General features: G+C 70.4%; 23 protein-coding genes. 10 read left to right on the forward strand and 13 right to left on the reverse strand.

Annotated features, from left to right (window positions below; all coding sequences use genetic code 11):
* The first annotated feature begins 6 nt into the window (after nucleotides 1-6).
* On the forward strand, nucleotides 7-1,488 hold the full coding sequence (locus tag R2K23_RS21100; RefSeq protein WP_316512346.1) for an AMP-binding protein: 1,482 nt from the start codon (nucleotides 7-9) through the stop codon (nucleotides 1,486-1,488).
* Here the strand turns inward: R2K23_RS21100 and R2K23_RS21105 are convergent.
* Nucleotides 1,454-2,650 carry an acyltransferase family protein gene (locus R2K23_RS21105; RefSeq protein ID WP_316512348.1) on the reverse strand — a complete coding sequence of 399 codons (1,197 nt, stop codon included), beginning with the start codon at nucleotides 2,648-2,650 and terminating at the stop codon, nucleotides 1,454-1,456. The genes R2K23_RS21100 and R2K23_RS21105 overlap by 35 nt on opposite strands.
* Before the next feature lie 140 nt (nucleotides 2,651-2,790).
* Between R2K23_RS21105 and pgfA the strand changes: the two genes are divergently transcribed.
* Both pgfA and R2K23_RS21115 read left to right on the forward strand, forming a co-directional pair.
* The gene (gene pgfA, locus R2K23_RS21110) at nucleotides 2,791-4,017 is read left to right on the forward strand and encodes a cell envelope lipid trafficking protein PgfA (protein WP_316512350.1); all 1,227 of its coding nucleotides are present in this window, start codon (nucleotides 2,791-2,793) and stop codon (nucleotides 4,015-4,017) included.
* Nucleotides 4,018-4,034: 17 nt separating this feature from the next.
* Nucleotides 4,035-5,744 carry an MmpA family trehalose lipid delivery protein gene (locus R2K23_RS21115; protein ID WP_316512352.1) on the forward strand — a complete coding sequence of 570 codons (1,710 nt, stop codon included), beginning with the start codon at nucleotides 4,035-4,037 and terminating at the stop codon, nucleotides 5,742-5,744.
* Here R2K23_RS21115 and R2K23_RS21120 read toward each other — a convergent pair.
* Entirely contained in the window at nucleotides 5,711-6,871 is a 1,161-nt protein-coding gene (locus R2K23_RS21120) for a glycosyltransferase family 4 protein (protein ID WP_316512354.1), read from the reverse strand. The two genes, R2K23_RS21115 and R2K23_RS21120, sit on opposite strands and share 34 nt — an antisense overlap.
* A gap of 55 nt (nucleotides 6,872-6,926) precedes the next feature.
* Here R2K23_RS21120 and R2K23_RS21125 point away from each other — a divergent pair, with 55 nt between their 5' ends.
* The 3 genes from R2K23_RS21125 (at nucleotide 6,927) to R2K23_RS21135 (ending at nucleotide 10,537) form a co-directional block, all read left to right on the forward strand.
* Nucleotides 6,927-7,700, forward strand: coding sequence for a class I SAM-dependent methyltransferase (locus R2K23_RS21125; protein ID WP_316512355.1), 774 nt, complete (start codon nucleotides 6,927-6,929; stop codon nucleotides 7,698-7,700).
* Between the two features lie 44 nt (nucleotides 7,701-7,744).
* Entirely contained in the window at nucleotides 7,745-9,226 is a 1,482-nt protein-coding gene (locus tag R2K23_RS21130) for an aldehyde dehydrogenase (RefSeq protein ID WP_316512356.1), read from the forward strand.
* 123 nt (nucleotides 9,227-9,349) lie between these two features.
* Entirely contained in the window at nucleotides 9,350-10,537 is a 1,188-nt protein-coding gene (locus tag R2K23_RS21135) for a thiolase family protein (protein WP_316512357.1), read from the forward strand.
* A 92-nt stretch (nucleotides 10,538-10,629) separates the two neighbouring features.
* Here R2K23_RS21135 and R2K23_RS21140 read toward each other — a convergent pair whose 3' ends face one another.
* The 7 genes from R2K23_RS21140 to R2K23_RS21170 all read right to left on the reverse strand — a co-directional run bounded on the left by R2K23_RS21140 (nucleotide 10,630) and on the right by R2K23_RS21170 (nucleotide 16,820).
* Entirely contained in the window at nucleotides 10,630-10,929 is a 300-nt protein-coding gene (locus R2K23_RS21140; protein WP_316512358.1) for a hypothetical protein, read from the reverse strand.
* 3 nt (nucleotides 10,930-10,932) lie between these two features.
* On the reverse strand, nucleotides 10,933-12,438 hold the full coding sequence (locus R2K23_RS21145; protein ID WP_316512360.1) for a class I adenylate-forming enzyme family protein: 1,506 nt from the start codon (nucleotides 12,436-12,438) through the stop codon (nucleotides 10,933-10,935).
* 91 nt (nucleotides 12,439-12,529) lie between these two features.
* Nucleotides 12,530-13,054, reverse strand: a complete 525-nt coding sequence (locus tag R2K23_RS21150; protein WP_316512362.1) for a dihydrofolate reductase family protein — start codon at nucleotides 13,052-13,054, stop codon at nucleotides 12,530-12,532.
* Entirely contained in the window at nucleotides 13,054-14,001 is a 948-nt protein-coding gene (locus R2K23_RS21155; protein ID WP_316512364.1) for a helix-turn-helix domain-containing protein, read from the reverse strand. Before R2K23_RS21155 ends, R2K23_RS21150 begins: the two co-directional genes overlap by 1 nt.
* Nucleotides 14,002-14,062: 61 nt before the next feature.
* On the reverse strand, nucleotides 14,063-14,698 hold the full coding sequence (locus R2K23_RS21160) for a TetR/AcrR family transcriptional regulator (protein ID WP_316512366.1): 636 nt from the start codon (nucleotides 14,696-14,698) through the stop codon (nucleotides 14,063-14,065).
* Between the two features lie 8 nt (nucleotides 14,699-14,706).
* Entirely contained in the window at nucleotides 14,707-15,486 is a 780-nt protein-coding gene (locus tag R2K23_RS21165) for an SDR family NAD(P)-dependent oxidoreductase (RefSeq protein ID WP_316512368.1), read from the reverse strand.
* Nucleotides 15,483-16,820 carry an acyl-CoA dehydrogenase family protein gene (locus R2K23_RS21170; protein ID WP_316512371.1) on the reverse strand — a complete coding sequence of 446 codons (1,338 nt, stop codon included), beginning with the start codon at nucleotides 16,818-16,820 and terminating at the stop codon, nucleotides 15,483-15,485. Before R2K23_RS21170 ends, R2K23_RS21165 begins: the two co-directional genes overlap by 4 nt.
* 155 nt (nucleotides 16,821-16,975) lie before the next feature.
* Between R2K23_RS21170 and R2K23_RS21175 the strand changes: the two genes are divergently transcribed.
* Both R2K23_RS21175 and R2K23_RS21180 read left to right on the forward strand, forming a co-directional pair.
* Complete coding sequence (locus tag R2K23_RS21175) at nucleotides 16,976-18,130, forward strand: acyl-CoA dehydrogenase family protein (RefSeq protein ID WP_316512372.1); 1,155 nt, start codon at nucleotides 16,976-16,978, stop codon at nucleotides 18,128-18,130.
* 31 nt (nucleotides 18,131-18,161) lie between these two features.
* Nucleotides 18,162-19,235, forward strand: coding sequence for an acyl-CoA dehydrogenase family protein (locus R2K23_RS21180; RefSeq protein ID WP_316512374.1), 1,074 nt, complete (start codon nucleotides 18,162-18,164; stop codon nucleotides 19,233-19,235).
* A 108-nt stretch (nucleotides 19,236-19,343) separates the two neighbouring features.
* On the opposite strand, the gene R2K23_RS21185 is transcribed toward R2K23_RS21180, so the two are convergent.
* Both R2K23_RS21185 and R2K23_RS21190 read right to left on the reverse strand, forming a co-directional pair.
* Nucleotides 19,344-20,201, reverse strand: coding sequence for an arylamine N-acetyltransferase family protein (locus tag R2K23_RS21185; protein ID WP_316512375.1), 858 nt, complete (start codon nucleotides 20,199-20,201; stop codon nucleotides 19,344-19,346).
* A gap of 66 nt (nucleotides 20,202-20,267) precedes the next feature.
* The gene (locus tag R2K23_RS21190; RefSeq protein ID WP_316512377.1) at nucleotides 20,268-21,053 is read right to left on the reverse strand and encodes a crotonase/enoyl-CoA hydratase family protein; all 786 of its coding nucleotides are present in this window, start codon (nucleotides 21,051-21,053) and stop codon (nucleotides 20,268-20,270) included.
* 188 nt (nucleotides 21,054-21,241) lie between these two features.
* Here R2K23_RS21190 and R2K23_RS21195 point away from each other — a divergent pair, with 188 nt between their 5' ends.
* Both R2K23_RS21195 and R2K23_RS21200 read left to right on the forward strand, forming a co-directional pair.
* Nucleotides 21,242-21,982 (forward strand): 1-acyl-sn-glycerol-3-phosphate acyltransferase, encoded by a 741-nt coding sequence (locus R2K23_RS21195; protein ID WP_316517456.1) that lies wholly within the window; start codon nucleotides 21,242-21,244, stop codon nucleotides 21,980-21,982.
* A gap of 77 nt (nucleotides 21,983-22,059) precedes the next feature.
* Nucleotides 22,060-23,313 (forward strand): alpha/beta hydrolase, encoded by a 1,254-nt coding sequence (locus R2K23_RS21200; RefSeq protein WP_316512378.1) that lies wholly within the window; start codon nucleotides 22,060-22,062, stop codon nucleotides 23,311-23,313.
* Here the strand turns inward: R2K23_RS21200 and R2K23_RS21205 are convergent.
* Together R2K23_RS21205 and R2K23_RS21210 are read right to left on the reverse strand one after the other, a co-directional pair.
* Entirely contained in the window at nucleotides 23,310-24,734 is a 1,425-nt protein-coding gene (locus R2K23_RS21205) for a WS/DGAT/MGAT family O-acyltransferase (RefSeq protein WP_316512380.1), read from the reverse strand. The two genes, R2K23_RS21200 and R2K23_RS21205, sit on opposite strands and share 4 nt — an antisense overlap.
* Nucleotides 24,735-24,798: 64 nt before the next feature.
* Entirely contained in the window at nucleotides 24,799-26,022 is a 1,224-nt protein-coding gene (locus tag R2K23_RS21210; protein WP_316512382.1) for an alpha/beta hydrolase, read from the reverse strand.
* Nucleotides 26,023-26,133: the final 111 nt, after the last annotated feature.

Below are 26,133 nucleotides of genomic sequence, written 5' to 3' on the forward strand. Positions count from 1 at the left end.
CGCCTTGTGACCGAACCCTTGGTGCCGCCAATCCCCACCCAGCTCACCGCGCTCGCCACCGCCGCGCCGGATGCGCCCGCCCTGACCTGCCAGGGCCGCACCGTGAGCCGCGCGGAGCTGGACGCCGACACCAACCGGCTGGCCCGCACCTACGCCGAAAGGGGCGTAGGGCACGGGGATTACGTGACGATCATGGTGCCCAACTCCATCGAATGGCTCCAGTCGGCGATCGCCTGCTGGAAGCTCGGCGCGGTGCCGCAGCCGTTGGCCCCGGCCCTGCCCGACGCGGAGCTCGCCGAGATCCTGGAGCTGCGGCCCCGCGCGTTGCTGGTGGGACGCAGCGACCCGCGCGGCCAAGTAACCAGTGTGCCAAACGGTTTCACTCCCGGACCGGACATCTCCGACGACGCGCTGCCGGAGGCGGTCTCCCCGGTGTGGAAGGCGATGGGCTCCGGCGGCAGCACCGGGCGGCCCAAGCTGATCGAAGCCGGCGGCGACAGCCGTGTGCCCGCGGCGATCGGCCATCCGTTGGGGGCGAGCACCGACGATGTCCAGCTGATCAACGTGCCGATGAGTCACAACACCGGGTTCACCGTGGCGGTGGCGGGCCTGCTGTTGGGCCAGCATCTGATCCTGATGCCGCGCTTCGATCCACGGGAATTCCTGCGGTTGATCACCCAGCATCGGGTCACGTTCCTGGCCACGGTGCCCACCATCCTGCAGCGCGCCCTGACGGCCTACCGCGCCGAACCGGACGCCTACGACCTGTCCTCGATCCGCCGGCTCTGGCATCTGGCCGCCCCGTGCCCGCCCACGGTCAAAGAAGCCTGGATCGACCTCGTCGGCCCGGACGCGGTATGGGAACTCTACGGCGGCACCGAATTACAGGCACTGACGTTCATCTCCGGCGGCGAGTGGCTGACCCACCGCGGTTCGGTAGGCCGGGTGGTGACCGGCGAGATGAAGGTGCTCGACGACGACGGCAACGAATGCGCGCCCGGCGAGGTCGGTGAGATCTACCTGCGCCCCACCCCGGGCAGCGCCCCCACCTACCGCTACATCGGGGCCACGGCCAAGACCCGCGACGGCTGGGACTCGCTGGGCGACCTCGGCTACTTCGACGACGAGGGCTACCTGTACCTGTCCGACCGCCGCGTCGACATGTTCACCGTCGGCGGCAAGAACACCTACCCCGCCGAGATCGAGAACGCCCTCAACGACCACCCGCAGGTGGCGAGCGCCCTGGTGGTCGGCATTCCACACGAGGACCTCGGGCAGGTGCCGCACGCCCTGGTGCAACTCGCCGAGGCCGCCACCCTGGACGCCGACGGCGTGCGCGAATACCTGCGGGGCCGGCTGGAGCCCCACAAGGTGCCGCGCACCGTGGAGTTCGTCGACCGTCCGCTGCGCGATGACGCGGGCAAGGCCCGCCGCTCGGCGATCCGCGCCGAGGTCATTTCGCGATCGCAGGCTCCGGCTCGTCGGTGACCGAACTGTCCAGCGGCGGAATGGGATTCGCGCGTCGATATTCCCAGCGCCGCAGCGCCTGCCGGCACGGGTTCTCCACCAGCGCATAGCTGACGGCGGCCATCGCGATGCCGAACACCAGCGTGAGGACCAGGATCACCGGCATCGCGCCGTTGAACACGAACTTGCCGACCAGCGGGAAGGCCATCGCCAGCGCCGCGAGGTGCCAGACGAACAACCCGTAGGACCAGCGACCCAACGTCACCATGATCGGGCTGCCCAGGAAGCGGTGGCTGGTGTCGGGCCGATCCAGCACCAACGGCGCCAACAACCCCCAGGCGATGATCGCGCCCATCGCGGTGCGCACCACGAACTGGTCCAGGCGCGCCGGCGTCATCCCCTCCGGCCCGGCCAGCGGCGAGGCCGAGATCAGGTAGGCCACCACCACGATGCCGGCCATCAGCACCCGGCGGCGCGCCAGCCGGTGCATCCATCCCATCGGGCTGACGGTCCACTCGGCGAGCAGGATGCCCGCGGCGAACCACGAGGCGTAGGCCGGCGGCCAGTTCAGCGGGTTGACACCCTCCGGGGTGCTGATCGGCAGCAGTCCCCAGGCCAGGCTCGCCACCGCCACCCCGGCGATCACCGGGATCCGCGCCCGCACCGGCAGCCGGCGGGCCAGCAGCGCCAGGAACGGTAGCGCCAGGTAGAAGGTGACCTCGACCGACAGGCTCCACATCTGGGTCAGCCCCGGGGTCAGCGTCAGCGGCACATAGATCTGGGTCAACGTCAGGTTGGCCCACCACACCGTCGGGCTGGCGCCCATCGCGTCGGGCAGAAACAGCAGGATGATGACGACCGCCAGCAGGTAGCCGGGCATGATCCGGACGATCCGGGAGCGCAGGTAGTGGCCCGTGGGTGGGCGTTCCCGCAGGTCACGCGCGGCCGCCGCGTGGCCGCGCCACAACAGGAAACCGGAGAGCGCGAAGAACACGGCCACCGCCAGGTCGAAGCGGGCCCACAGCCGACCGGTGATGCCGCCGGACTGTGCGGTCTGAAACGCCACGTGCGTGATGACGACGCCGATCGCCGCGCAGGCGCGCAACCCCTCGACCGCGGGCAGGAACCCGCGCGTCCCGCCCACCTCGGCGGGCCGGGTTCGCCCGCCGGACACCTCGTTCACCCGACCCAGTGTGCCGTAACCGCATCACCGGATACCGGCACCCGGCTGCAAGGATGGAAAGGGTGGGCACTCTAGTGTCTGCTGTTAGGGTCGAACGGGTTTGCCTGTGCTGCCCGGACCGGAAGGAAGGTACGCCCACCTTGAACCGTGCAGTCATGTTGCGTATCGGCGCGTGCGGCCTGTTGGGGCTGGGCGCCGCCCTGTTGATAGCCGCGTTGCTGCTGTCCACCTACACCGCGGGCCAGATCAAGAAGATTCCGCTGGATCTCGACGCGACCCTGGTCAGCGACGGCACCGGGACCGCGCTGGACCCGGCCTCGCTCGCCGGCGAGACCTTCGTCATCGACGAGGGTGTGCCGGTGGTGTCCCAGCAACAGATCAGCGTGGAGTCCCCGGCCAACGCCGACGTGGTGACCCTGCAGGTGGGTACCTCGGTGCGCCGGACCGACCAGCAGAAGGACAACGGCCTGCTGCTGGCGATGGTCGACACCGTCACGGTGGACCGGGCCAGCGCGATGGCCGTCTCCGACGAGAACCACCCCGGTGGCGCCGTGCAGAAGCCGCGGTCCATGGAGGACACCAAGGCGCCCACCAACATTGCGCTGCCGCACGAGGGCCTGTCCTACCGCTTCCCGTTCGACACCGAGAAGAAGACCTATCCGTTCTTCGACCCGATCGCACAGAAGCCTTTCGATGCCAACTACGACGGCGAGGAAGACGTCAACGGGCTGACCACCTACAAGTTCACCCAGAACGTCGGATACGACGCCGACGGCAAGCTGGTCAAGCCCATCCGGTACTCGTCGCTCTACGACAACGACGAGGACGCCGAGGTCACCGCCCGCGCCATGCAGTGGGGAGTCCCGGGCGAACCCGAGGAACCCATCACCATGACGCGCTACTACGCCGCGCAGCGCGCGTTCTGGGTGGATCCGGTCTCCGGCACCATCGTCAAGTCCGAAGAGCGGGCCAACCACTACTACGCCCGCGACGCGCTCGAGCCCGAGGTCGCGCTCGCCGACTACACGGTGACCACCAACGAGAGCACCATCGAGGAGCAGGTGGAGGCCGCCCGCGACGAGCGTGATCAGATCGCGCTGTGGTCCCGCATCCTGCCGATCACCTTCACCGCGGCGGGCCTGATCGCACTGGTGGCCGGCGCGCTGCTGGGCTCGTTCAGCCTGCGCGCGGAGGCCGAGCTGATCGATCCGGGTCTGGACGGCAAGGAGGGCGGCTTCTTCGGCGGGTTCGCCAGTCGCCGCGGCGAGGACACCGGCCCGATGCCGGCCGCGGAGGCCGAAACCGAGAAGCTGCCGGCCCAGCGTCCCGATCTGCACCCCGACCAGGGCCCGCCAGACCGCACGTGAGCCCGGCGGGCGCTCAGGTGCCCCGGCTCCACGCCGCCGCGTTGGCGGTGCCCGGGTACGCGCTGCTGCTGACGCTGCTGATCACCGCGCCGCTGCTGGCGCCCGGTTATCTGCTGCTGCGCGACGCGGTGTCAACGCCGCGGTCATACCTGTCCGACGCCGCGCTGGGGCTCTCCGAGGCGGCCCCGCGGGCCCTGCCGCAGGACTTCCTGGTGGCGCTGACCTCGGCGGTCATCGACGGCGGCATCGTGGTCAAGGCGCTGTTGATCGCCGGACTGTGGGCCGCCGGGGTGGGCGCCGCCCGGCTGGCGGGCGCCGTGTTGCCGTCGGTGGGGCTTGCGGGTCAGTTCGTCGCGACGACGGTCGCGGTGTGGAACCCCTACGTCGCCGAGCGACTGCTGCAGGGGCACTGGAGCCTGCTGGTCGGTTACGGCGCGCTGCCCTGGGTGGCGGCGGCCGTGCTGCGGCTGCGCGCCGGCGCACCGGCGTGGTGGGCGTTGGCGTTCTGGATCGCGGTCGCCGGTCTCACGCCGACGGGACTGCTGCTGGCCGTCGTCGTCGCCGTCGTCGCCGTCGCGGTACCCGGCACCGGGGTGCCCCGCGGGTGGTGCGCCGCGGCGGCGGTGCTGATCGGGATGCTGGCGGCGGTGCCCTGGCTGGCCGCTGCGCTGCTGTCCGGTTCGCTGTCGGGGTATCAGGCCGGCGGGGCCGGCACCGCCGCGTTCGCCGCCCGCGCCGAACCGGGGCTGGGCACCCTGGGCAGCCTGGCCGGCCTCGGTGGGATCTGGAACGCGCAGGCGGTACCCGATTCGCGCACAACGCTTTTCGCGCTGGCGGCCACCGCGGTGCTGCTGGCCGTCCTGGCCCTGGGCCTACCGGTCGCCGCGCGCAGCCGCGCCGCCCGGCCGCTGTTGGTGCTGGCCGGCGCGGCGGTGCTGCTGCCCGCGCTGTCGGCCACCGACCCCGGCCTGGCGCTGGTCCAGGCGATCTCGGAGGCGGTGCCGGGCCTCGGGGTGTTGCGGGACGGCCAGAAGTGGGTGGCGCTGGCGATGCCGGGTTACGCGGTCGCCGCGGCCGCGGCACCCGCCGCGCTGGCGCGGTGGCGGGCCCGTCCCGCCGTGGCCGCGGCCGTGCTGTGTGCCGCCCTGATCGCCGTGCTGCCGGATCTGGTGTGGGGGGTGGGCGGCAAGGTCGCCGCGGTGCGCTACCCGGCGGGCTGGACCGAGGTGGCCGCGCTGATCAACGCCGATCCCCGCCCGGTGGCGGTGCTACCGCCGGATTCCATGCGGCAGTTCGACTGGACCGGCCCGGCCCCGGTGCTCGATCCGCTGCCGCGGTGGCTGCGGGCCGACGTGTTCAGCACCGGCGACCTGACGATCTCGGGGACCACGGTGCTGGGCGAGGGCGGCACGGCCCGGGCGGTGCAGGAGTTGCTCTTGAGCGGGGCGGATCCGCGCCGGCTCGCCGAGGCGGGCGTGGGCTGGGTGGTGGTGGAGTCCGACGCGGGCGGCGACAATGGTTCGGCCGCAACAACGTTGGCGCAGCTGCCGGTCGCCTACGCCGACGCCGACCTGCGGCTGTACCGGGTCGACGGCGCGGCACCGCTACCGGGTGCGGCGCATCGGGAGCTGCTGATCGCGGCGCATCTGATCTGGCTGGCTGTGCTGCTCGCGGGTGCGGTGGGGCTGACGGTTCAGAGGACGCCGCTGACCCGTCGGCCGGCCTGAACCGCCGCCAGCACGGCGTGCATGCCGACCGCGCTCTGCCGCCAGGAGAATTCGGCGGTGCGGGCTTGGGCCTTGCGGCCCAGTTCCTCGCGCAGCACCGGGTCGCTGAGCAACTCGTCGAGCCGCTGGATCAGTTCGGTGCTGTCGTCGACCAGGATCCCGGTGACGCCGTCGACGATCGAGTCGTTGAGCCCGCCGGAGGACCGGTAGCCGACGGTGGGCACCGCGTGCTGGGCGGCCTCCAGCACCGCCAGCCCCCAGCCTTCCTTGCGCGAGGGCAGCACGTGCACCCAGGCGCGTTGCACCACCAGGTGTTTCGTGACGTCGTCGACGTGCCCGTGGAAGGTCACCGCATCCGAGATCCCCAGGGCCTGAGCGTGATCGATCAGGCGGCGGCGCCACCAGCCGTCGCCGACGACGTCGAGATGCAGATCCGGGATGCGGGGTCGCAGCGCCGCGACCGCGTCGAGTGCGTCCTCGATCTGTTTGTGCGGTACCAGCCGCGACAGCACCGCGACCCGCGGCACCGCCGAGCGCGGGGCAGCCAGCGAGGCCGCGGGCGCGTCGTCGAGACCGTTGCGCACGACTGCGATGCGCTGCGGGTCGACACCGAGTTCGGTGAGGTCCCGCATCGAGGGCAGCGACACCGTGACGTATTGGTTACGCCGGTGCAGCCACGGCGAGAGCCTGGATTCGACGAACCAGCCGAACCGTCCGGTCCAGCGGCCGGCCACCGGCCACTGCTCGCGGTGGCAGTGGTGCACCAGCACCACCGCGCGGCGCCCGTAGGCCAGCCGCGCCAGGAACGGCACCCCGTTCTGGGTGTCGATCACCACGTCCGGACGGGCATGGCGCAGCGGACCCAGGCCCAGCCGCGCGGCCACCATGGCCAGCCCGGCCCAGATGTATACCGAATACGCGCCGCCCCCGCGGCTGATCTGCACGCCGTCGACGGTGCCGCGACGCGGGGCGCCGGGGTACCGGGCCGTGCGCAGCGTCACCGCGACGCCCTCGGCGGCCAGCTGCGCGCCGATGCGTTGCAGGTAGGCCTCGCTGCCGCCGCCTTGCGGGTGGCCGGTGTCGCGCCAGCACAACATCAGCACTGAGCGAACGGGCAACGCGGACATCCGTCCCAGCGTAGACCTGTCGGGCGCCGGCGCCGGGCGTGCGTAGGGTTGGCCGGTGGCCATCACCGACCTGTTCGCGCGGCACGCATCGCTGGCCCGCTCGGTGCGGCTGCTCTCGGAGTTCCGGTTCGAGCAGTCCGACCCGGCCCGGTTCTACGGTGCGCTGGCCGCCGACACCGCGACCATGGTGACGCGGCTGTGGGAGGCGACCGGGCAGTCGGCGGCCGGGCGGACCGTGCTCGACGTCGGGGGCGGCCCGGGTTATTTCGCCGACGCATTCGCCGCACGGGCCATGGCCTACATCGGCGTGGAACCCGACCCCCGGGAGATGCATGCGGGGCCGGCGGCGCAGCGCGGCGACGGCACCTTCGTGCGGGCCTCCGGCATGGCGCTGCCGTTCGCCGACGAAAGCGTCGACATCTGCCTGTCGTCGAATGTCGCCGAGCACGTGCCGGAACCGTGGCTGCTGGGCCGGGAGATGTTGCGCGTGACCCGGCCCGGCGGGCTGGCGATCCTGTCCTACACCGTCTGGCTCGGCCCATTCGGCGGTCACGAGATGGGGATGACGCACTATCTGGGCGGCGCCCGGGCCGCGGCCCGGTACACCCGCAAACACGGGCATCCGCCGAAGAATTACTACGGGTCGTCGCTGTTCGCGGTCTCGGCGGCGGACGGGCTGGAATGGGCGCGCAGCACCGGCGCGCTGGTGGCCGCTTTCCCGCGCTACCACCCGCGATGGGCGTGGTGGATGACGGCGGTGCCGGTGCTTCGGGAGTTTCTGGTGAGCAACCTGGTTCTGGTGCTCCGACCACCGGAAAGTGCGGACTGAAACAGGTTCTCATCGGCACCCGCGCAGTGGGTATTGTGTGCCTCATGACACAGACTTCGGCTTCTGCCATCAAGACCGATTACGACAAGCTGTTCATCGGCGGCCAGTGGGTCGACCCGTCGTCCTCGGAGGTCATCGAGGTCTTCTCGCCGGCCACCGGCGAGAAGGTCGGTCAGGTGCCGCTGGCCACCAAGGCCGATGTCGACGCGGCCTTCGCCGCGGCCCGCAAGGCCTTCGACGAAGGCCCGTGGCCGCGCAAGTCCCCCAAGGAGCGGGAGGCGGTGCTGGCCAAGGCGGTCGAGCTGATCGAGGCCCGCGCCGACGAGTTCAAGCACCTGCTCAAGCTGGAGACCGGGCAGCCGCAGACCATCGTCGACATGATGCAGTACGGCGCCGCGATGTCGACGCTGCAGTTCTACGCCTCGGCGGCGGACAAGTTCACCTGGAAGGACATCCGCGACGGGGCCTACGGGCAGACCCTGGTGCTCAAGGAGCCCATCGGCGTGGTGGGTGCCGTGGTGGCCTGGAACGTTCCGTTCTTCCTGGCGGCCAACAAGCTCGGTCCGGCGTTGCTCGCGGGGTGCACCATCGTGCTCAAGCCCGCCGCCGAGACCCCGCTGACCACCAATCTGATGGCCGAGGTCTTCGCCGAGGCCGGGCTGCCCGAGGGCGTGCTGTCGGTGGTCCCCGGCGGCCCCGAGACGGGCCGGGCGCTGACCGACAACCCCGAGATCGACAAGTTCACCTTCACCGGGTCGAGCGCGGTCGGCAAGGAGATCGGCAAGATCGCCGCCGAGCGGCTCAAGCCCTGCACGCTGGAGTTGGGCGGCAAGTCCGCGGCGATCATCCTGGAGGACGCCGACCTGGATTCCACGCTGCCGATGCTGATTTTCTCCGGCCTGATGAACACCGGGCAGGCCTGCGTCGGCCAGACCCGCATCCTGGCGCCGCGGTCGCGCTACGACGAGGTCGTCGAGAAGGTGGGCAACGCCGTCGCCGCCATGCCGGTCGGGGTGCCGGACGACCCGAGTGCGGCCGTGGGCCCGCTGATCAGCGAGAAGCAGCGCGAGCGGGTCGAGGGCTACATCAAGAAGGGCGTCGAGGAGGGCGCCCGCCTGGTGACCGGCGGCGGCCGTCCCGAGGGCCTCGACGGCGGCTGGTTCGTCCAGCCCACGGTGTTCGCCGACGTCGACAACTCGATGACCATCGCGCAGGAGGAGATCTTCGGCCCCGTCCTGGCGGTGATCCCCTACGAGGACGAGGCCGACGCGGTGCGCATCGCCAACGACTCGGTGTACGGGCTGGCGGGTTCGGTGTACACCACCGACAACAAGAAGGCGCTCGAGATCGCGTCGCAGATCCGCACCGGCACCTACGGCGTCAACATGTACGCCTTCGATCCGGGTGCCCCGTTCGGTGGCTACAAGAACTCCGGCGTGGGCCGTGAGTGCGGGCCGGAGGGCATCGCGGGGTACTGCGAGTCCAAGAGCGTCCTGCTGCCCTTCGGGTACACCCCGGAGGACTGATTTCGCGAGCAGGCCCCTGCAAGCGGGGGCCTGCTCGGCATTCAGTACCGGAACCCGTTACGGTAATATCGTTCTCTGTAAACTAGAAGCCTCTTCTCGGCATCCTCGATTTTCGGAGACCTCATGACCGCAAACAGCAAGGCCGCCATCATCGCGGCCGCCCGCAGCGCCCTCGGCACCGCGCGCAAGGGCACCCTGGCCAACATGCAACCCATCGAGGTGGCCAAGCCCATCGTGGCCGCCGCAGTCGAACGGTCCGGCCTGGGCGCCAAGGACTTCGACGACCTGGTGCTCGCCGAGAGCCTGCAGGGCGGCGGCGACAGCGCCCGTTACATCGCGGTGGACCTCGGCTTCGAGGACCTCCCCGGCGCCGCGGTCAACCGCCAATGCGCCTCGGGCCTGACCGCCATCGCCTTCGGCGCGGGTCAGATCGCCGCCGGGATGAGCAACGCGATCCTGGCCGGTGGCATGGAGTCGATGTCGAACATGCCGCAGTTCCTCAAGCGCAAGGCGTTCACCACCGGCAAGGAGGCCGGCGACTTCGAGCGGTGGGCGCCGATGGCCAACCCCATCGACTCCCCCGATGCCCCGCCCTACGACATGTCGATCACCGTCGCGCACAACTGCGCCGTCGAGTACGGCCTGACCCGCGAGGACCAGGACGCCTGGGCGCTGCGCAGCCACCAGCGGGCCGTCAAGGCCATCGACGCCGGCTCGTTCGTCGACGAGATCGTGCCCATCGAGGTGCCGCAACAGGACGGTTCCACCGTCACCTTCTCGGTCGACGAGCACCCGCGGCGCAATTCGTCGCTGGAGACCCTGGCGGGCCTGAAGGTCCTGCACCCCGAGATCGAGGGCTTCAGCGTGACGGCCGGAAACTCGTCCGGCACCAACGACGGTGCGGCCGTCGTGGCGCTGGCCGCACCGAACACCTCGCAGGACGTGCTGGCCAACATCCTGTCGTGGTCGCAGGTCGGCGTGCCGCCCAAGCGCACCGGCAGCGGACCCATCTACGCCATCCCGAAGGCGCTGGAACTGGCCGGACTGAAGATCTCCGACGTCGCCCTGTTCGAGATCAACGAGGCGTTCGCCGCCCAGGCCGTGGCGTGCACCCGCCAACTCGGGCTCGACGAGGACAAGGTCAACGTCTACGGCTCGGGCATCAGCCTGGGTCACCCGATCGCGGCCACCGGTGCCCGCATGGTCACCTCGGCCATCTACGAGCTGCGTCGCCGCGGCGGCGGCATCGGCGTGCTGTCGATGTGCGCCGGCGGCGGCATGGGCTCGGCGATGGTGATCGAGGTCGCCTAGTCCCGAAGACAAAAACGCCGCCCCGGAATGCGTTCCGGGGCGGCGTTTTTCGTTGTTGCACGCAGGCCGTTGTTGCGCGCTCGGCGCGGGGACTAGTCGCTGGCGGGCAGCGGCTTGGCCTCCTTGAGGCTCAGCGCGGTGGTGCCCACCGACAGCGTGCCCTGGCCCGCCTTGGTCACCAATACCTCGGCGCCATCGGCATCGACGTAGCGCTTGCCCATCGCGGTGCCCTCGGCGAAAGCGGGATCGATTGCCGCACCGGACTTCTCGGCGTCGAGCGGCACCATGGGCGCGCCGCCGCAGCGCAGGTCCGCCAGCGCGTCGGAGCTCTTCACGACGATGACCTGAGTGTCGTCCACCTGGCTCTGCAGGCGAGTGCCGTTCTTCACCATTTGCTACCCCTGTGTTTGTGTTGCGGTGTCATTGAGGCTTGCGACGATCTCCCGCCGCAGCAGCTTGCCGGTGGCGTTGGTGGGCAGTTCCTCCCGGAACACCACCCGGTCCGGTGTGCGCGATCCGCGCAACTGCTTGCGCACGTAGGCGCGCAGTTCCTCGGGGTCGGGATCGGTGCCGGCGGCGGGCACCACCACCGCCACGATCGCCTGTCCCCATTGCGGGTCCTCCACCCCGACCACGGCAACCTCGTGGACGTCGGGATGCTCGACCAGCACGTCCTCCAGTTCGGCGGGGGCGATGTTCTCGCCGCCGCGGATGATGGTGTCATCGGAGCGGCCGGTGATGAACAGGTAGCCGCCCTCGTCCAGGGTGGCGATGTCCTTGGTGGGGAACCAGCCCTGCTCGTCGAGCACCGAGCCGATGCCGGTGTACTTGCCGGAGACCTGCTCCCCGCGCACGAACAGCTCACCGGGTTCGCCGGGACCCAGCACGGTCCCGTCCTCGGCGCGGATCTGCACCTCGATGCCCGGCACCGGCTGTCCCACCGAGCCCAGCCGCTTGGCGACGGCCTCGTCGGAGTTGCCGTGCGCCTCGCGGTGATCCTCGGGAGTCAGCACCGCGATGGTCGACGAGGTTTCGGTCAACCCGTAGGCGTTGACGAACCCGACATGCGGCAGCAGGCCCAGGGCCTTGCGGACCAGCGGCAGCCCCACCTTGGAGCCGCCGTAGGCCAGGGTGCGCAAGGTTGGCAGCGGGTGGTCGCCAGACTCGAGCACGGTGACGATCCGGTCCAGCATGGTGGGCACCACCGTCGCCGACGTCACGCCCTCCTCGCCGACCAGACGCACCCACTCGGTGGCGTCGAAGTTGGGCAGGTACACCATTTTTCGGCCGGCGTAGAGGTTCGACAGCGCCGCCGAGACACCGGCGATGTGGTAGGGCGGCACGCAGATCAGCGCGGCGTCGTCCGGTTCGGCGGCGCCGAACTCGACGGTCCCGGTGATGTAGGACGTCAGGTTGTTGTGCGAGAGCTCGACGGCCTTGGGTGCGGAGGTGGTGCCGGAGGTGAACAGCACCACGCCCACGTCGTCGGGGTCGGCGAACTCGGCGACCGCCTCCGCGGACTTGGCGGCCGTCACGAACTCGGCGGACTCCATGACCGTCGCGCCGGCGTCACCGACCATGTCGCGGTAACGCTCGTCGACGACCACCAGCGGCTTGGGCAGCCGCGCGATGAGCGCCTGGATGCCCTCGGCCGAGAGCCGGTAGTTGATCGGGGTGAACGCCTTCGCCGCGCGTGCCGAGGAGAACAGCAGCAGCGGCAGCAGTGCCCCACCGGTACCGACGTACACCACGTGTTCGGCGCCGGTGCCGGCGATGACGCCCGCACCGCCGTCGGCGAGATCGGAGAGTTCCTGCGTGGTCAGCCGGGTGCCCTCGGAAACCACGGCCACGCGCTCCGGATCTCCGGAGAGCGCCATCTCCAGCAGCAGCGAGATACTCATCAGGACCGTCCGGGAGCGGCGTTATCAAAATCGAAGAACATGATTCTCCGATTAAACCACAGGTCCGCGTCCACTTAGTAGGACTATCAGCTCAGGCGGCTCGGCGCCAGCGCGCGCACAGGAATTCCCCGTTGACCCCCGAGTCGACCAGCACCCATTCCGACCGCAGCGGCAGCAGCCGCGCCCCCGCTCCCAGGCTGCACGGGGTGTAGCTGACGACCATCTCGTCGACCAGTCCCGCGGCGACGAACTGCGCGGCCACCTCGCCGCCGCCGATCACCCAGACGTCCTTGCCGGCCGCCGCCTCGACCAGCCGCGAGTGCAGGTCGACGACGTCACCGGCGTAGGTGTGCACCGGGTGGCCGGCCTGCACGATCTCGGGTCGGTGCGTCAGCACCCAGGCCGGCTGGGTGTAGAGCCACTGCCCCGGGTCGTTGCGGACGATCCACTCGTAGGTGCTCGCCCCCATCACCAGGGCGCCGACCGCGGCGATGAAGTCGTCGTAACCGAACGGGCCGGCCTGGTCGATGGCCCGCGAGGTCAACCAATCGAGGCTGTCGTCGGTGTCCACGATGAACCCGTCCAGGCTCGAGGCGGTGTAGTAGACGGTCGTCATCAGTCCGTCCCTCTCATCCAGTCCAGCGGATCACCGCGCTTCGTCGACATGCCCAGCCGGGCGAACATCGACCGGGCCAGTTCCCGCCGATGCGCGGAGTAGGTGAGCACGTGCGCGACGATGCCGAACAGTTGAAAGGACTCCGGCGGGTCGCACAGCGCGTCGATCACGGTGTCGGCCAGCCGGCCCTGCTCGGTGACCTCGACCACCATGGCCGACCACCGGGCGCTGACGACCCCGTGATGCGCCGCCAACGCGCGCGGCTCGGAGACCATCGGGTCGGTGGGGGTTCTCGGCGGGAAGTCGCGGCCCTCGATGCTGGCCAGCCAGACCTCCTTGGCCCAGACGATCGCGCCGAGCACGGCGGCGATGCTGGGTTCCGGACCGTCCCACTCCAGCACCACCTGTTCCGGCGAAAGTTGCTGCACCCATTGCTCTTCGGTGAGTTCAGCGGCACGGTCCAGCAGGTAGTCGGTGTCGGCGACGTCGTGGGCGAGCATCAGTCGGGTCACCCCGGCGGTCTGCTGCTCGCCCGCCTCGCCGTCGATCCACAGCGACTGCGGCGGGTGGAAGTGCAGCCCGTTGGGCGCAGGTAACCGGAACCCGCGGCCCGTTGCGGTCATCGCCGACGGCGGAATGCCGAAGGCGCGGCGAAAGGCCCGGGAGAACACCTCCGGGGAGGACCACCCCTCGTCGGCGGCCACGGCGGCCACGCCCTCGCCGCGGCCCAACCGCCAGGCCGCCCGTTCCAACATGATGCGGCGCCGCAGCGCGGCCGGCGGTTCGCCGGTCAGCCGGCGCACCTCCCGGGAGAAATGGAACTCCGAGACATAGGAGTCGCGGGCCATGTCCTCGACGCCGGCCGCACCGTCACCGGGCACCACCGAGTCCAGCAGTTCCCGCAATCGGTCCCGGTTGGGCGGCGGTGACGAAGGCTCTGCGCTCACAGCAGTCGAGTATGGTCCGCCTCGCCGGGGACGGACATGACAATTCCTGCTGTGCCCGGCGTCAGCGGTGCGATTCCAACGCCGCCGCCGTGGCAGCGCTGACCGGGGCGCTCAGCATGGCGACGACGAGGTCGGTCAGCGATGCCGAGACCAGGGGCAGATCGGGGGCGTTGGCGCTGCGCGCCCACCTTGCGAGCTCGGTGGTGACGTACAACATCGCGGCGTAGCGGCGGTGCAACCGCCGCTGCTCCGGCGTCAGCAGCGGATCGACCAGCGCACGCCAACGTTCCAGGCTGCCCACGTCGTCCCCCAGCGAGGGCGGCAGCACCGGCCTCGGCCGGTTCACCAACTCGACGAAGATCTGCAGGTAGCGGCGGCCGCCGTCGTCATCGACCAGGCACTGCGCCCACGGGTCCACCAGCGCGGCGGCCAGCGCGGGCAGCGTGGGCTCCCCCGAGGCTTCGGCCGCGTCGAGCAGGACGTGCCGGCGCTGTTCCACCCGAACGAGGTGTTTGTCCAGGATCGCGTTCAGCAGACCGTCCCGGTCCTTGAAGTGGTGCTGCAGCGCCATTACGTTGCGCGACCCGGCCTCGCGGCTGATCTCGCGCAGGCTGACGCCGTCGATGCCACGTTCGGCGAACAGGCGCTCACCGGCTTCGATGAGCCGGGTCCGGGCCGGGATCGGTGATCGAGACATCGGCTCCCTCAGGCGTTGCGCGCGGTGAGCCCGCCGTCGACGGCCAGCACCGCACCGGTGACGTAGGACGCGGCGGGGAGCAGCAACGACAAAGTGGCGTGGGCCACCTCCTCGGGATCGCCGTAGCGACGCAGCGCGGTGCGCCGGCGCGCGAAGACGGCCTTGGCCTCGTCGGGGATCTCCGCCGTCATCCCGGTGTTGATCGGTCCCGGACAGATGCAGTTCACCGTGACGCCGCGCGGACCCAGATCCACCGCGAGCGCCCGAGTCAGCCCGACCACCCCGTGCTTGCTGACGGTGTAGGGCAGCTGCCGCGGTGTCGCCCCGAGCGCCTCGGTCGACGCCACGTTGACGATCCGGCCGCTGCCGTCGCGGCACAGATCGGGCAGCGCCGCCCGCACGAATGCCGCGTAGGCCTTCAGGTTGATGTCCATGGCGGCGCTCCACCGCGCGTCGAAGTCCTCGTCGTCGATGCCGGTGACGGTGGCGATCCCGGCGTTGTTCACCAGGCCGTCGACCGGTCCGAGTCGGTCACGGATCTCGGCGATCGCTGCGGCCGGAACCCCTTGGGCCGCAACGTCGGCCACCACCGGGTGCGTCCGGGCCCCGGCGCCGGACAGCTCGTCGGCCACCGCCGTCAGGGCCTGCGCGTCGCGGTCCACCAGCCCGACGTGGGCGCCCTCGTCGGCCAGCAGGCGCGCGGTGGCCGCCCCCATTCCGCTGGCTGCCCCGGTGACGACCACCACCTGCCCGGCGACCGACCGGCTGAGCTTCGTCAGGCGAGTCACTGGGCTTCGGCCTTTCGCGATCCGGTCAGCGCACCCGGGTCGTCGTTGCCGATAGTGCTGTCGAAATAGTGGGCGTAGCGGCGGCGGGCCTGTTCCCGCAGCGCGGGCAGGTGCGTGGTGGGAAAGTCGCCGGGCGCCGGGGTGTAGGTCTTCAGCAGGTCCTTGGCCAGCGTGATCTGGTGCACCTCGGTCGGACCGTCGACCAGTGCCATCACCTCGGAGTCGATGAGCATGTCCGCGAACGGCATCTCACCGGACACCCCCAGCGCGCCGTGCAGATGCATGGCGCGCAGCGTCACATCGTGGAAAACCTTGGGCATGGCGACCTTGACCGCCGCGATGTCCTTGCGGACCTTGCGGTAGTCGCGGTGTTTGTCGATCAGCCACGCCGTGCGCAGCACCAGCAGACGGAACTGCTCCATCTCGATCCAGCTGTCGGCGATGCGCTCCTGAGTCATCTGCAGGCTGCCGAGCGTGCCGTGGCGGGTCTGCCGCGACACCGCGCGCTCGCACATCATGTCGAAGGCCCGCCGCACCTGGGCCAACGTCCGCATGGCGTGGTGGATCCGACCACCGCCGAGGCGGGTCTGCGCCACGCCGAACGCGCCGCCCTCCGCACCGAGGAGGTGGTCGGCGGGCACCCGAACGTCGCGGTAGCGCAGGTAACCGTGCGAGCTGTGGGCACCGCCCGAGCCGACGTGCACGTCCCGGATGATCTCCAGCCCCGGGGTGCCGGCGGGCACGAGGAACATCGACATGCCTTCGTACGGGCTGACTTCCGGGTCCGTGACGACCATGACGATGAAGAACGACGCGACGGCGGCGTTCGAGCTGAACCACTTCTCGCCGTTGATCACCCAATCCCCGCCGTCGCGGACGGCCCGGGTACGGAACAGCGTGGGGTCGGAGCCGGCGTGCGGTTCGGTCATCGAGTAGCACGACGAGATCTTGCCCTCGAGCAACGGCGTCAGATAACGCTCGCGCTGCTCGGGGGTGCCGTAGTGGGCGAGGATCTCCGCGTTGCCGGAATCCGGGGCCTGACAGCCGAAGACCGTCGGGGCCCAGCGCGAGCGCCCGAGGATCTCGTTGAGCAGCGCCAGCTTGACCTGCCCGTACCCGGGACCGCCGAGTTCCGGGCCCAGGTGACACGCCCACAGCCGGCGTTCCTTCACCTGCTGCTGCAGGGGCCCGACGATCGCCATCGCGCGCTCGTCGGATTTGTCGTACGGGTCATCGAGCAGCAGATCCAGCGGTTCGACGTGCTCGCGGACGAACTCGTCGGCCCAGTCCAATTCCCGCTGGAATGCCGGATCCGTCTCGAAGTCCCATGCCATGTCGTCGACCCTTTCGTGGAGGAGAGCCGCACCAACCCGACGCGGTCGCCCGGACAATATGATGCAACTGCATTACATGTCAATGTGGGATGCGGCCGGGCACCGCTGTCGACCGGACTGCGATCATGGGTCATCCGCCCGCCGAGGAGTGATTGATGAGCAGCTTCGACGCGCTCTGCGCCAACGAGCCCGAACTGGCCGCGCTGCGCGCCTCCATCCGCGACTTCCTGGCCGCCGACCGCGCCGAGTTCGGCTGGGCGCCCGCGGTGGACACCTGGCTGTCGCGGTGGGACGAGGCCTTCAGCGCCCGGTTGGGCGACGCGGGCTACCTGGGGCTGACCATCCCGGTGGACTACGGCGGCCGCGGCCTGGGCCACCTGCACCGCTACGTCGTCACCGAGGAGTTGCTGGTCGCGGGCGCGCCGGTGGCCGCGCACTGGATCGCCGACCGGCAGGTGGCGCCCGGGCTGATGGCCTACGGCAACGAGGAGCAGCGCCGTCGCATCCTGCCGCGCATCGCGGCCGGGCGGTTCTTCTCTGCGATCGGGATGAGTGAGCCGCAGTCCGGTTCGGACCTGGCCGCCGCGGCCACCCGGGCCACCCGCACCGACGGCGGCTGGATACTCAACGGCCGCAAGGTGTGGACCAGCGGAGCGCACCTGGCGCATCAGGTGGTGGTGCTGGCCCGCACCAGCCCGGCCGACCCTGACCGCCGGCACGCGGGCTTCAGCCAGTTTCTGGTGCCCACCGATTCGGCCGGGGTGCACATCGACCCGATCGTCTCGATGGACGGCGAACACCACTTCAACGAAACCATCTTCACCGACGTGTTCGTCCCCGACGCCGACGTGCTCGGCGAGATCGGCAACGGCTGGCACCAGGTGACCGCCGAGTTGTCCTTCGAGCGCAGCGGCCCCGAGCGGGTGCTGTCCACCGTGACGGTGATCCTGGCCGCGATCCGCGCGCTGGCGGGCACCGACGAGGGACCGGACCCGGCCACCATCGGCGATCTGGTGGCCCGGCTGGTGTCGTTGCGGCAGCTGTCGGTGTCGGTGGCCCGCGCTTTGACCGCCGGGGAATCGGCAGCCAATCAGGCCGCGCTGGTCAAGGACCTCGGCACCCGCTTCGAGCAGGACTCCGTGGCCTTGGTGGCCGACCTGCTGGACTACGTGGACCCCGGGTCCGCCGAATACGAGCGGCTGCACCGCATGCTCGACGTCGCGCGGGTGCACGCGCCGATGGTGACGCTGCGCGGCGGGACCAACGAGGTGTTGCGCGGGGTCGTGGCACGGGGAATGGGATTGCGATGAGCGCTTGCGCGAAGAGCCGAGGACTGACCCGATGAGCGAGGCACTGGTGGGCGGCGTCTTCGCCGCGGCGGCGGGCGACGACGAGCATGCGGAACTGCGGCGGCTGGTCGACGACATCGGCCGGCGGTCCTTCGAGGCCCGGGTCGGGCAGCGCGGATTGCCCGAGGAGTTCGACGCCGCGGCCTGGGACGCGCTGGAGGACACCGGCCTGAGCCGGTTGACGAGCACCGCCGAGTTGGGAGCGGGCCCCACCGAGGCGGCCATCGTGCTGCGCGGGCTGGCGCGTCATGCGGTGGCCGCGCCGGTCGCGGAAACCGACGTGCTGGCCGGTTGGCTGGCGGACCGCGCGGGGTTGTCGCTGCCCGAGAGCGGGCCGTTGACCGTCGCGGTCGCCGACGCCGACGGGACCGCCCGGGGGGTGGCCTGGTCGCGGGCGTGCACAGCGGTGGTGCTGGCGGCCCGCGCCGACGACGGGTTGCGCGTGGCGCTGGCCCGGCCCGCCGAACTGGACATCGTCGAGGGCCGCGATCTGGCCGGCGAACCCCGCGACACCGTGCGCATCGCCGTCCCGGCCGACGCGGTGCACTGCGGTCCCGAGGTCGCCGACGAGTTGGCCCGCCGCGGCGCCTGGGCGCGCTGCGTGCAGGTGATCGGGGCATTGGACGCCGCCGCGGAGATGACGGTGGCCCACACCCGGGAGCGGGAGCAGTTCGGCCGGCCGCTGAGCAAGTTCCAGGCCGTCCAGCACGCGTTGGCGCAGATGGCGGGCGAGATCGAACGCGCCAGGGCGGCAACGACACTGGCGGTCGCGGCCGCCGCCGACCACGGCTTCGACAGTCCGCAGGCCGACTATGCGGTGACGCTGGCCAAGGTGGTCGTCGGCCGCGCGGTCCCCGCGGTCGCCACCACCGCCCACCAACTGCACGGCGCGATCGGCGTGACCATCGAGCACTCACTGTGGTCGGCCACCATGCGGGCGCACGGCTGGATCGGCGAGTTCGGCAGCACCGGCCACCACGCCCGGGCGCTGGGTCGCCGAGCGCTGGCGGCGGGCGCCGGGGGCGACGACGGGACGCTGTGGGACGCGCTGACCTGGGCGCGCTGAACCGCCCTCGGGGCGCTCTCGGGCGCCCCGCCCGACGAGAACATCACCAGGGTGGTGAGCGCGGCGATGTCACGACCGTGGTGACAATCTCGGCGCGAGCCGCCGGCCTCAGGCGTCGAGCACCTCGGTGATCCGGGCGTGCACGTCGCCGATCCCGCCGACGTCGAGCCCGAAGGTGTTCATCAGCAGGCTCAACACCTGCGAGGCGTTCTCGAACCGCACCCGTTCGGTGGGCGTCCCCGGCCGGTGGATCGCCAGGTGACGGCCACGCAGGTTCCAGCGGGCGCCGTCGATGATCTTCGAGGCGCTCAACCCGACCACAAAGGGCGACTCCGGATGCGTTGACACGTACCAACTTCCGACTTGCAGATCGATCGCCGGACGTGGCACGTCGGCGAAGATGTAGAGCGGCTGCCAGGCGTCGCCGATCAGCCTCTCCAGGAAGTACTCCTCGCCGCGCACCCCGATGCGGTATGGCTCGTTGGGCGTCGGCTGCACGGCGCCGGAGACGAACTCCAGCGGCGCGGTGAGCGTCTGCCCGCCGAAGCCGACGTCGACGAAGAACCGCCGGGGATCGCCGGGGATGCGCACCGCCAACGCCTGGTGGGTCAGCGGGGACGGCGGCGCGTCCAGGCCGTCGGGATGGGTCCAGACCACCCGCGCGGTCAGCGGCTCGACGGCGAAGCCCAGCGCGGACAGTGCATACCCGAAGAGCCCGTTCTGCTCGAAGCAGTATCCGCCGCGGGCGCGCCGCACCATTTTGGCGGCCAACGATTCCGCGTCGAGGTTCGCCACCGGGATGCCCATCAACGGGTCCAGGTTCTCGAACGGGATGTGCGTCAGATGCGCAGCGACCAGCGCGCGCAGCAGCGCCGCGGTGGGCTCGACGGGTCCGGCGTAACCCACTCGGGCCAGGTAGGCGCCCACCTCGAGCGCGGACTGCGACCGGAGCGTCTGGGTGACCATGCCGCCCATCGTCGCGCCTGAACCTCGGTTGAGGTCAAGCGGTTTTCCGACGCCGCACTGTTCGGGTCAGGTACCCGTCCACTGCGGGGCGCGCTTTTCGGCGAAAGCGACGGCACCCTCCTGGGCGTCCTTGGACATGAACACCGGGCCCAGGATCTTCATCTGCTCGGTCCACTGTTCCTCGGGGCCCCAGTACCGCGCCTCGACGATGATCTTCTTGGTCGCGGCGACGGCCAGCGGGCCGTTGGCGGTGATCTTCTCGGCCAACGCGATCGCGGCGTCCAGCGCCCCGCCCGGCTCGGCCAGCACGCTGACCAGCCCGAGCTCGTGGGCCCGCTCGGCGGACAGGTTGTCCCCGGTCAGCGCGAGTTCCATGGCGATGGCGTACGGGATGCGCTGCGGGAGCCGCAGCAGACCGCCGCCGCCGGCCACCAGCCCGCGCTTGACCTCGGGGATGCCGAATGCCGAATCCCGTGCCGCGACAATGAGATCGGTGGCCAGCGCCACTTCGGTGCCACCGGCCAGCGCGTACCCCTCGACTGCGGCGATCAGCGGCTTGGCCGGCGGGGCCTGGGTGAAGCCGAGGCCGCGGCCCTCGATGTCGCAGCGCTCGCCGCGGGCGAAGGCCTTGAGGTCCATGCCCGCGCAGAACGACCCGCCGGCGCCGGTGAGCACGCCCACCGACAGGCCGGGATCCTCGTCGAGCCGGTCCATCGCGTCGGCCAGGCCCTGGCTGACGGCGAGGTTGACGGCGTTCTTGGCCTTGGGGCGGTTGATGGTGATGACCAGGATCCGGTCGCGCTGTTCGACCAGGACTGCGGGTTCAGTGGATTCGTCGCTCACGCTCGACATCGTAAACTCCTACCGTAAGGCCAACGGTGCGGACCCGGCGATTCGATGCCGCCCGTCCGGGTAACATCAAAACTAGAACACGTTTCAATTCCGCCCCAGGGGGACCCGTGAGCCCGTCCGATATCGACGACACCGAGATCCTCGCTGGGGAGATCGCCAAGTTCGACCCCACCCTCACCGAGCAGGTCATGGGCGTGCTGAAGCCCTTCCTCAAGCTCTACCACCGCTCGGAAGTCCGCGGGCTGGAAAACTTTCCGGACGGCGGCGCCCTGGTGGTGTCCAACCACTCGGGCGGCATCTTCGCCATGGACGTGCCGGTGTTCGCGGCGGGGTTCTACGACCACTTCGGCTACGACCGGCCCGTGTACACGCTGACCTTCGACCTGGTGTTCACCGGCCCCACCGCGAGCTTCTTCCGCAAGACCGGCTTCATCAAGGCCAACCACGACAACGCCGACGAGGCACTGCGATCCGGCGGCGTCGTGGTGGTCTTCCCCGGCGGCGACTACGACGTCTACCGCCCCAGCGCCGAACGCAACAAGATCGACTTCGACGGGCGCACCGGCTACATCCGCGCCGCGCTCAACGCCGGGGTCCCGATCGTCCCGACCGTGGGGATCGGCGGGCAGGAAAGCCAGCTGTTCCTGTCCCGCGGCACCGGGCTGGCCAAGGCCCTGCGGTTGGACAAGATGTTCCGCGCCAAGATCCTGCCGGTGTCGTTCGGCTTCCCGTTCGGCCTGTCGGCGGTGGTACCGCTGAATGTGCCGCTGCCCACCAAGATCGTCCAGCAGGTGCTCGAACCCATCGACATCGTCGCCGAGTTCGGTGCGGACCCGGACATCGACGAGGTCGACGCGCATGTGCGCCGGGTCATGCAACGGGCGCTGGACCAGCTGGCCGCCGAGCGTCGGTTCCCCGTGCTCGGCTGACCTCCGATACCGTGGCTGGCGAACTGCCACGCGACCGCACCGGCGAGCGAACCCGCCGGAAATGGGAGGCACCAGCAATGTCGTCGAGATCCAACCGAACCCTGCTGCGCGCCGCGGCCGAGCTGGCCAACGCCGCCAACGGGGTGCGTCCGCTGGGGCGCAAGGGCTATAGCTCCATCCCGGCGTTCTTCTTGGGCTGGCCCACCAGCGAGCTCGCCCCGCTGTACCTGGGCGGTTCGGTACTCGATGCGCTGCGCCGCGGCCTGCGTGGCGACTTCCGCGGCGGCAAGGGCCGAATTGCGTTGGCACTGCATGCCAGCGGGTGGGCGCTATTGGTCCTGATCGCGCGCCGAAATGTGCGCTCGGAGCCGTATTTCGAGGCCGGATTGCGCGAGACGCTGGGCCCCGACTACCGCGAGGTGGCCGCGACCTCGGACCCCGTGGCGCGGGCGCGGCGGCGCGCGGGCGTGTTCTCCACCGGCTGGTCACGGCGCCGCTATGTGGAGAAGACCTCGACGGTCCGCTACGGCCCGCACGGCGCAGCCAACCTTGCCGACATCTGGCGCCGCGCCGACCTGCCCAGGGACGGCAAAGCCCCGGTGCTGCTGCAGGTGCCCGGCGGCGCGTGGTCGATCGGGATGCGCCGGCCACAGGCCTATCCCCTGCTGAGCCACCTCGCCGAGCGCGGTTGGGTCTGCGTGTCGATCGCCTACCGGGTCAGCCCGCGCAACACCTGGCCCGACCACATCGTCGACGTCAAGCGCGCGCTGGCCTGGATCAAGGAGAACATCGCCGACTACGGCGGCGACCCCGACTTCGTCGCGATCACCGGCGGTTCGGCGGGCGGGCATATGACCGCGCTGACGGCACTGACCCAGAACGACCCCGAGTTCCAGCCCGGTTTCGAGGACGCCGACACGTCCGTGGTCGCGGCCGTCCCGGTGTACGGCCGTTACGACTGGTACAGCGACGAGGGCCCGGGGCGTCGCGAGTTCGTCGGCTTCCTGCGGCTGCTGGTGACCAAGCTGGACCCCAGGACGCATCGGCAAGTGTACCTCGACGCCTCACCGATCGAGCGGATACGGCCCGACGCACCACCGTTTTTCGTGCTACACGGCGTCAACGACTCGCTCATCCCGGTACCGGAGGCCCGCGAATTCGTCGACGCGTTGCGCAAGGTGTCCACCGACGTCGTCGCCTACGCGGAGATACCGCACGCACAGCACGCCTTTGACATCTTCGGCTCCCCGCGGGGCCGCTACACCGCGCAGGCCATCGAGCGGTTCCTGTCCTGGGTCGACGCCCGCAAGACCGCCGCCGCCGACGACTAACCGACCTGCGACAGCGCGTTCTCGACGGCGGTCAGCTCCTCGGAAAGACCTGCGGCGCGGCGAATCTCGACCATTTCCCGCACCATGGCCGTGGTCACCTCGTGGGCATCCTGCACCGAATCGTGGTCGGTGAGCACCGAGATGTTGAGCTGGTCGACGTAGCTCCACACGGTGATGTTGACACCGCTGGCAGCGGTGATCGGCCCGACACTGTAGAGCTCGGTGACCAAGGCGCCGCCCACTCGCCCTCGCTCGCGGGGGCCCGGCACGTTGGAGATGTTGAGGTTGAGGATCTTGTTCTGACCGTCGATGTCCGACAGTCGCTTGAACAGCGCCTCCATTGCGGCCGGGGGCAAGTAGTTGGACCAGCGGCTGACCAGCTCTGGCCCGATCAAGTGATTGGTCTCCTTGGCCAGGATGGCGTCGGAGTGGGCCTGCTGCACCCGCTCCAGCGGATCTGAGAGGTGGATCGGCACCGGCATCATCACCCCGGTGAAGTAGTTTCCCGAGACCCGCTCCGAGGAGAAGTCGAAACTGACCGGCACCGAGGCCAGCAGCGGGTGGTCGGCGTGGCCGTCGTAGTGCAGCGAAAGCTGGCGCAGCGCACCGGCGGACAACGCCAGCACCAGATCGTTGATGGAGACGCCCAGCTTCGACTTCGTCTCCTTGACATCGGTCAACGACAGCGAGGCCGTCGCGAACCGCCGTTCGGGAGTGAGCACGTGGTTCATGAAACTCGGAGGCGGGGTGAACGGGCGGGTGAGGTCCGGGGCCAGCCGCCGGGTGCTGCGCCGCACCCGGTTGATGCCCGCGACGGTGTAGGCGATGGTCGACGGCACCTGCGCGATGTGCCGGAAGTGGTCCCGAAATGCCGTGCGCACCAGTTCGGATCTGGTGGGCGGCGGGTCGGTCTCGTACCCCACGCCGTCGTCGGTCGGTCCGGCCTGCAAGTCCATTCCCCGGGCCAGCAGGTTGGCCGCCGCGACCCCGTCGGCCAGGGCGTGATGAATCTTGTTGACGACGGCAATCCGCCGCCCCTGCAGCCCCTCGACGTAGTACATCTCCCACAGCGGCCGACTACGGTCCAGCGGCGTGCCGGCGATGTCGGCGATGGCGTCGTCGAGTTCGCGCCGGCCGCCCGGCGCGGGCAGCGTCAACGGTCGGACGTGGTACTCGAGGTCGACCTCGACGTTCTGCCGCCACATCGGGTGGTGGAACTTGAACGGGATGTCGACGAGTTGGTAGCGCAGCGGTTCGAGCTTGTGCAAGCGGCTCTCGATGACCTGGCGGAACTCGTCGATGCCGAAGACGCGGTCACCGATGGCGCTGAGATCGACGATCGCGATCTTGAGGGTGTGCATGTGGACGTTGGGCGCCTCGGAGTACAGCAGAAACGCATCCCAGCCGGTGAGTCTCTTCATTGCCCGCCCCTCGTCTGTTCGGCTCCCCCTACCCGTGCGGTGAACCCTACAAGCGAGTCCGACCTCAGATGGCCCGTTTGGCCTGCGACACGAGGCGGGCGCGGTGAATCTGGTTGAGGAACAATCCGATTGCCGTCGCCGCCGGCCCGGTCCGGGCGCCGTCGGTCATGTCGAAGCCGTGTCCGGCGCCGGGCAGCTCGAGGTAGCCGACCGGTGCGCGGGACACGTCGCGCAGCCGGGCGACGAAGTCGCGCGCCTGCGCCACCGGGATGATGGTGTCGCCGGAGCCGTGCAGCACCAGGAACGGCGGCGCGGCGGCGTGCACCCGCGCGATCGGTGACGCCTTGCGGAACACGTCCGGGTCGCGCTCCAGGCGCCCGTTGACCACGACGCGTTCGAGGAAGTCGACGAAGCGCTGCCGCTCCCGGGTCGAGCGGTCCTCCCAGCAGTAGCGCCCGTAGATGCCCACCACGGCATCCACCGAGGTGTCCGAGCCCTCCGGCAGATGCTGCTGGTACTCGCGGTCTCCGGCGGTGAGCCCGGCCAGCGCGGCCAGGTGCCCGCCGGCCGAGCAGCCGGCGATGGTGACGAAGTCGCGGTCGCCGCCGAACCGGTCGACGTTGGCCCGCGCCCACGCGATCGCGGCCTTCACGTCGGCGATGTGCTGCGGCCAACGATGTCCGGGCGCCACCCGGTACTCCACCGACAGACACACCCAGCCGAGCTCGGCCAGGTGGGACATCAGCGCGTAGCCCTGCAGGGCCCGGCCGCCGTGCACCCAGGCTCCGCCGGGCACGAAGATCATCACCGGCGCCGGCTGCACGGGCAGCTCGCGCAGCCGCCATACGTCGAGCAACTGGGTCGGTTCCTCGCCGTAGCGCACCGAGGTGCGATACAGGTGCCGACGGTGCTCGAAGGCCCGCAGCAGCGGCGGCGTGCGGTCGGGCGCCGGCCAGGCGACGTCGAGATCCTGTTCGGGCACGATGCCGCGCAGCGCGGCGGCGGCCACGGCGTGCGTCTGGTCCCGCTCGGCCTGCCGGACCCTGCCGATGCCGGGGGTGAACCAGGTCCTGGTGGCCGACCCGACGATCTCGGGTGCGTGCCGGCCGGCCCACATGCTGATGGCGGTGTAGCCGCCGAGTTGTTCGAGGTGCTTTCCGATCACGGGAAGCTGGGCGCCCGCCGCGGTGGCCGCCAGCAGGGCATCGGCCGGGCTGGTGCGCAGCAGGGACTCCGCCCGCGACCACAGTGTGGGTTCGGGGGCCCGGGACTGCGATCCTGCCGTCATGGCGCGACTGTACCCCCGCTGCACCCCCCGGCCGGTGCAGAAATGAGCAAATTCGGCGAAGTGTCTGTCCGTGACAGGATTTCGGACGTCTGTAAACATCCGAGCCGGCTG

Origin of the sequence: Mycolicibacterium sp. MU0050 (assembly GCF_963378085.1) — a bacterium.
Classification (GTDB): Bacteria; Actinomycetota; Actinomycetes; order Mycobacteriales; family Mycobacteriaceae; genus Mycobacterium; species Mycobacterium wendilense.

Coding starts and splice junctions, on each gene's coding strand:
- R2K23_RS21120 (WP_316512354.1), bottom strand. CDS start 6,871: ATGTCCGCGTTGCCCGTTCGCTCAGTGCTGATGTTGTGCTGGCGCGAC.
- R2K23_RS21130 (WP_316512356.1), top strand. CDS start 7,745: ATGACACAGACTTCGGCTTCTGCCATCAAGACCGATTACGACAAGCTG.
- R2K23_RS21135 (WP_316512357.1), top strand. CDS start 9,350: ATGACCGCAAACAGCAAGGCCGCCATCATCGCGGCCGCCCGCAGCGCC.
- R2K23_RS21140 (WP_316512358.1), bottom strand. CDS start 10,929: ATGGTGAAGAACGGCACTCGCCTGCAGAGCCAGGTGGACGACACTCAG.
- R2K23_RS21145 (WP_316512360.1), bottom strand. CDS start 12,438: ATGAGTATCTCGCTGCTGCTGGAGATGGCGCTCTCCGGAGATCCGGAG.
- R2K23_RS21150 (WP_316512362.1), bottom strand. CDS start 13,054: ATGACGACCGTCTACTACACCGCCTCGAGCCTGGACGGGTTCATCGTG.
- R2K23_RS21160 (WP_316512366.1), bottom strand. CDS start 14,698: ATGTCTCGATCACCGATCCCGGCCCGGACCCGGCTCATCGAAGCCGGT.
- R2K23_RS21170 (WP_316512371.1), bottom strand. CDS start 16,820: ATGGCATGGGACTTCGAGACGGATCCGGCATTCCAGCGGGAATTGGAC.
- R2K23_RS21175 (WP_316512372.1), top strand. CDS start 16,976: ATGAGCAGCTTCGACGCGCTCTGCGCCAACGAGCCCGAACTGGCCGCG.
- R2K23_RS21180 (WP_316512374.1), top strand. CDS start 18,162: ATGAGCGAGGCACTGGTGGGCGGCGTCTTCGCCGCGGCGGCGGGCGAC.
- R2K23_RS21185 (WP_316512375.1), bottom strand. CDS start 20,201: ATGGTCACCCAGACGCTCCGGTCGCAGTCCGCGCTCGAGGTGGGCGCC.
- R2K23_RS21190 (WP_316512377.1), bottom strand. CDS start 21,053: ATGTCGAGCGTGAGCGACGAATCCACTGAACCCGCAGTCCTGGTCGAA.
- R2K23_RS21195 (WP_316517456.1), top strand. CDS start 21,242: ATGGGCGTGCTGAAGCCCTTCCTCAAGCTCTACCACCGCTCGGAAGTC.
- R2K23_RS21200 (WP_316512378.1), top strand. CDS start 22,060: ATGTCGTCGAGATCCAACCGAACCCTGCTGCGCGCCGCGGCCGAGCTG.
- R2K23_RS21205 (WP_316512380.1), bottom strand. CDS start 24,734: ATGAAGAGACTCACCGGCTGGGATGCGTTTCTGCTGTACTCCGAGGCG.
- R2K23_RS21210 (WP_316512382.1), bottom strand. CDS start 26,022: ATGACGGCAGGATCGCAGTCCCGGGCCCCCGAACCCACACTGTGGTCG.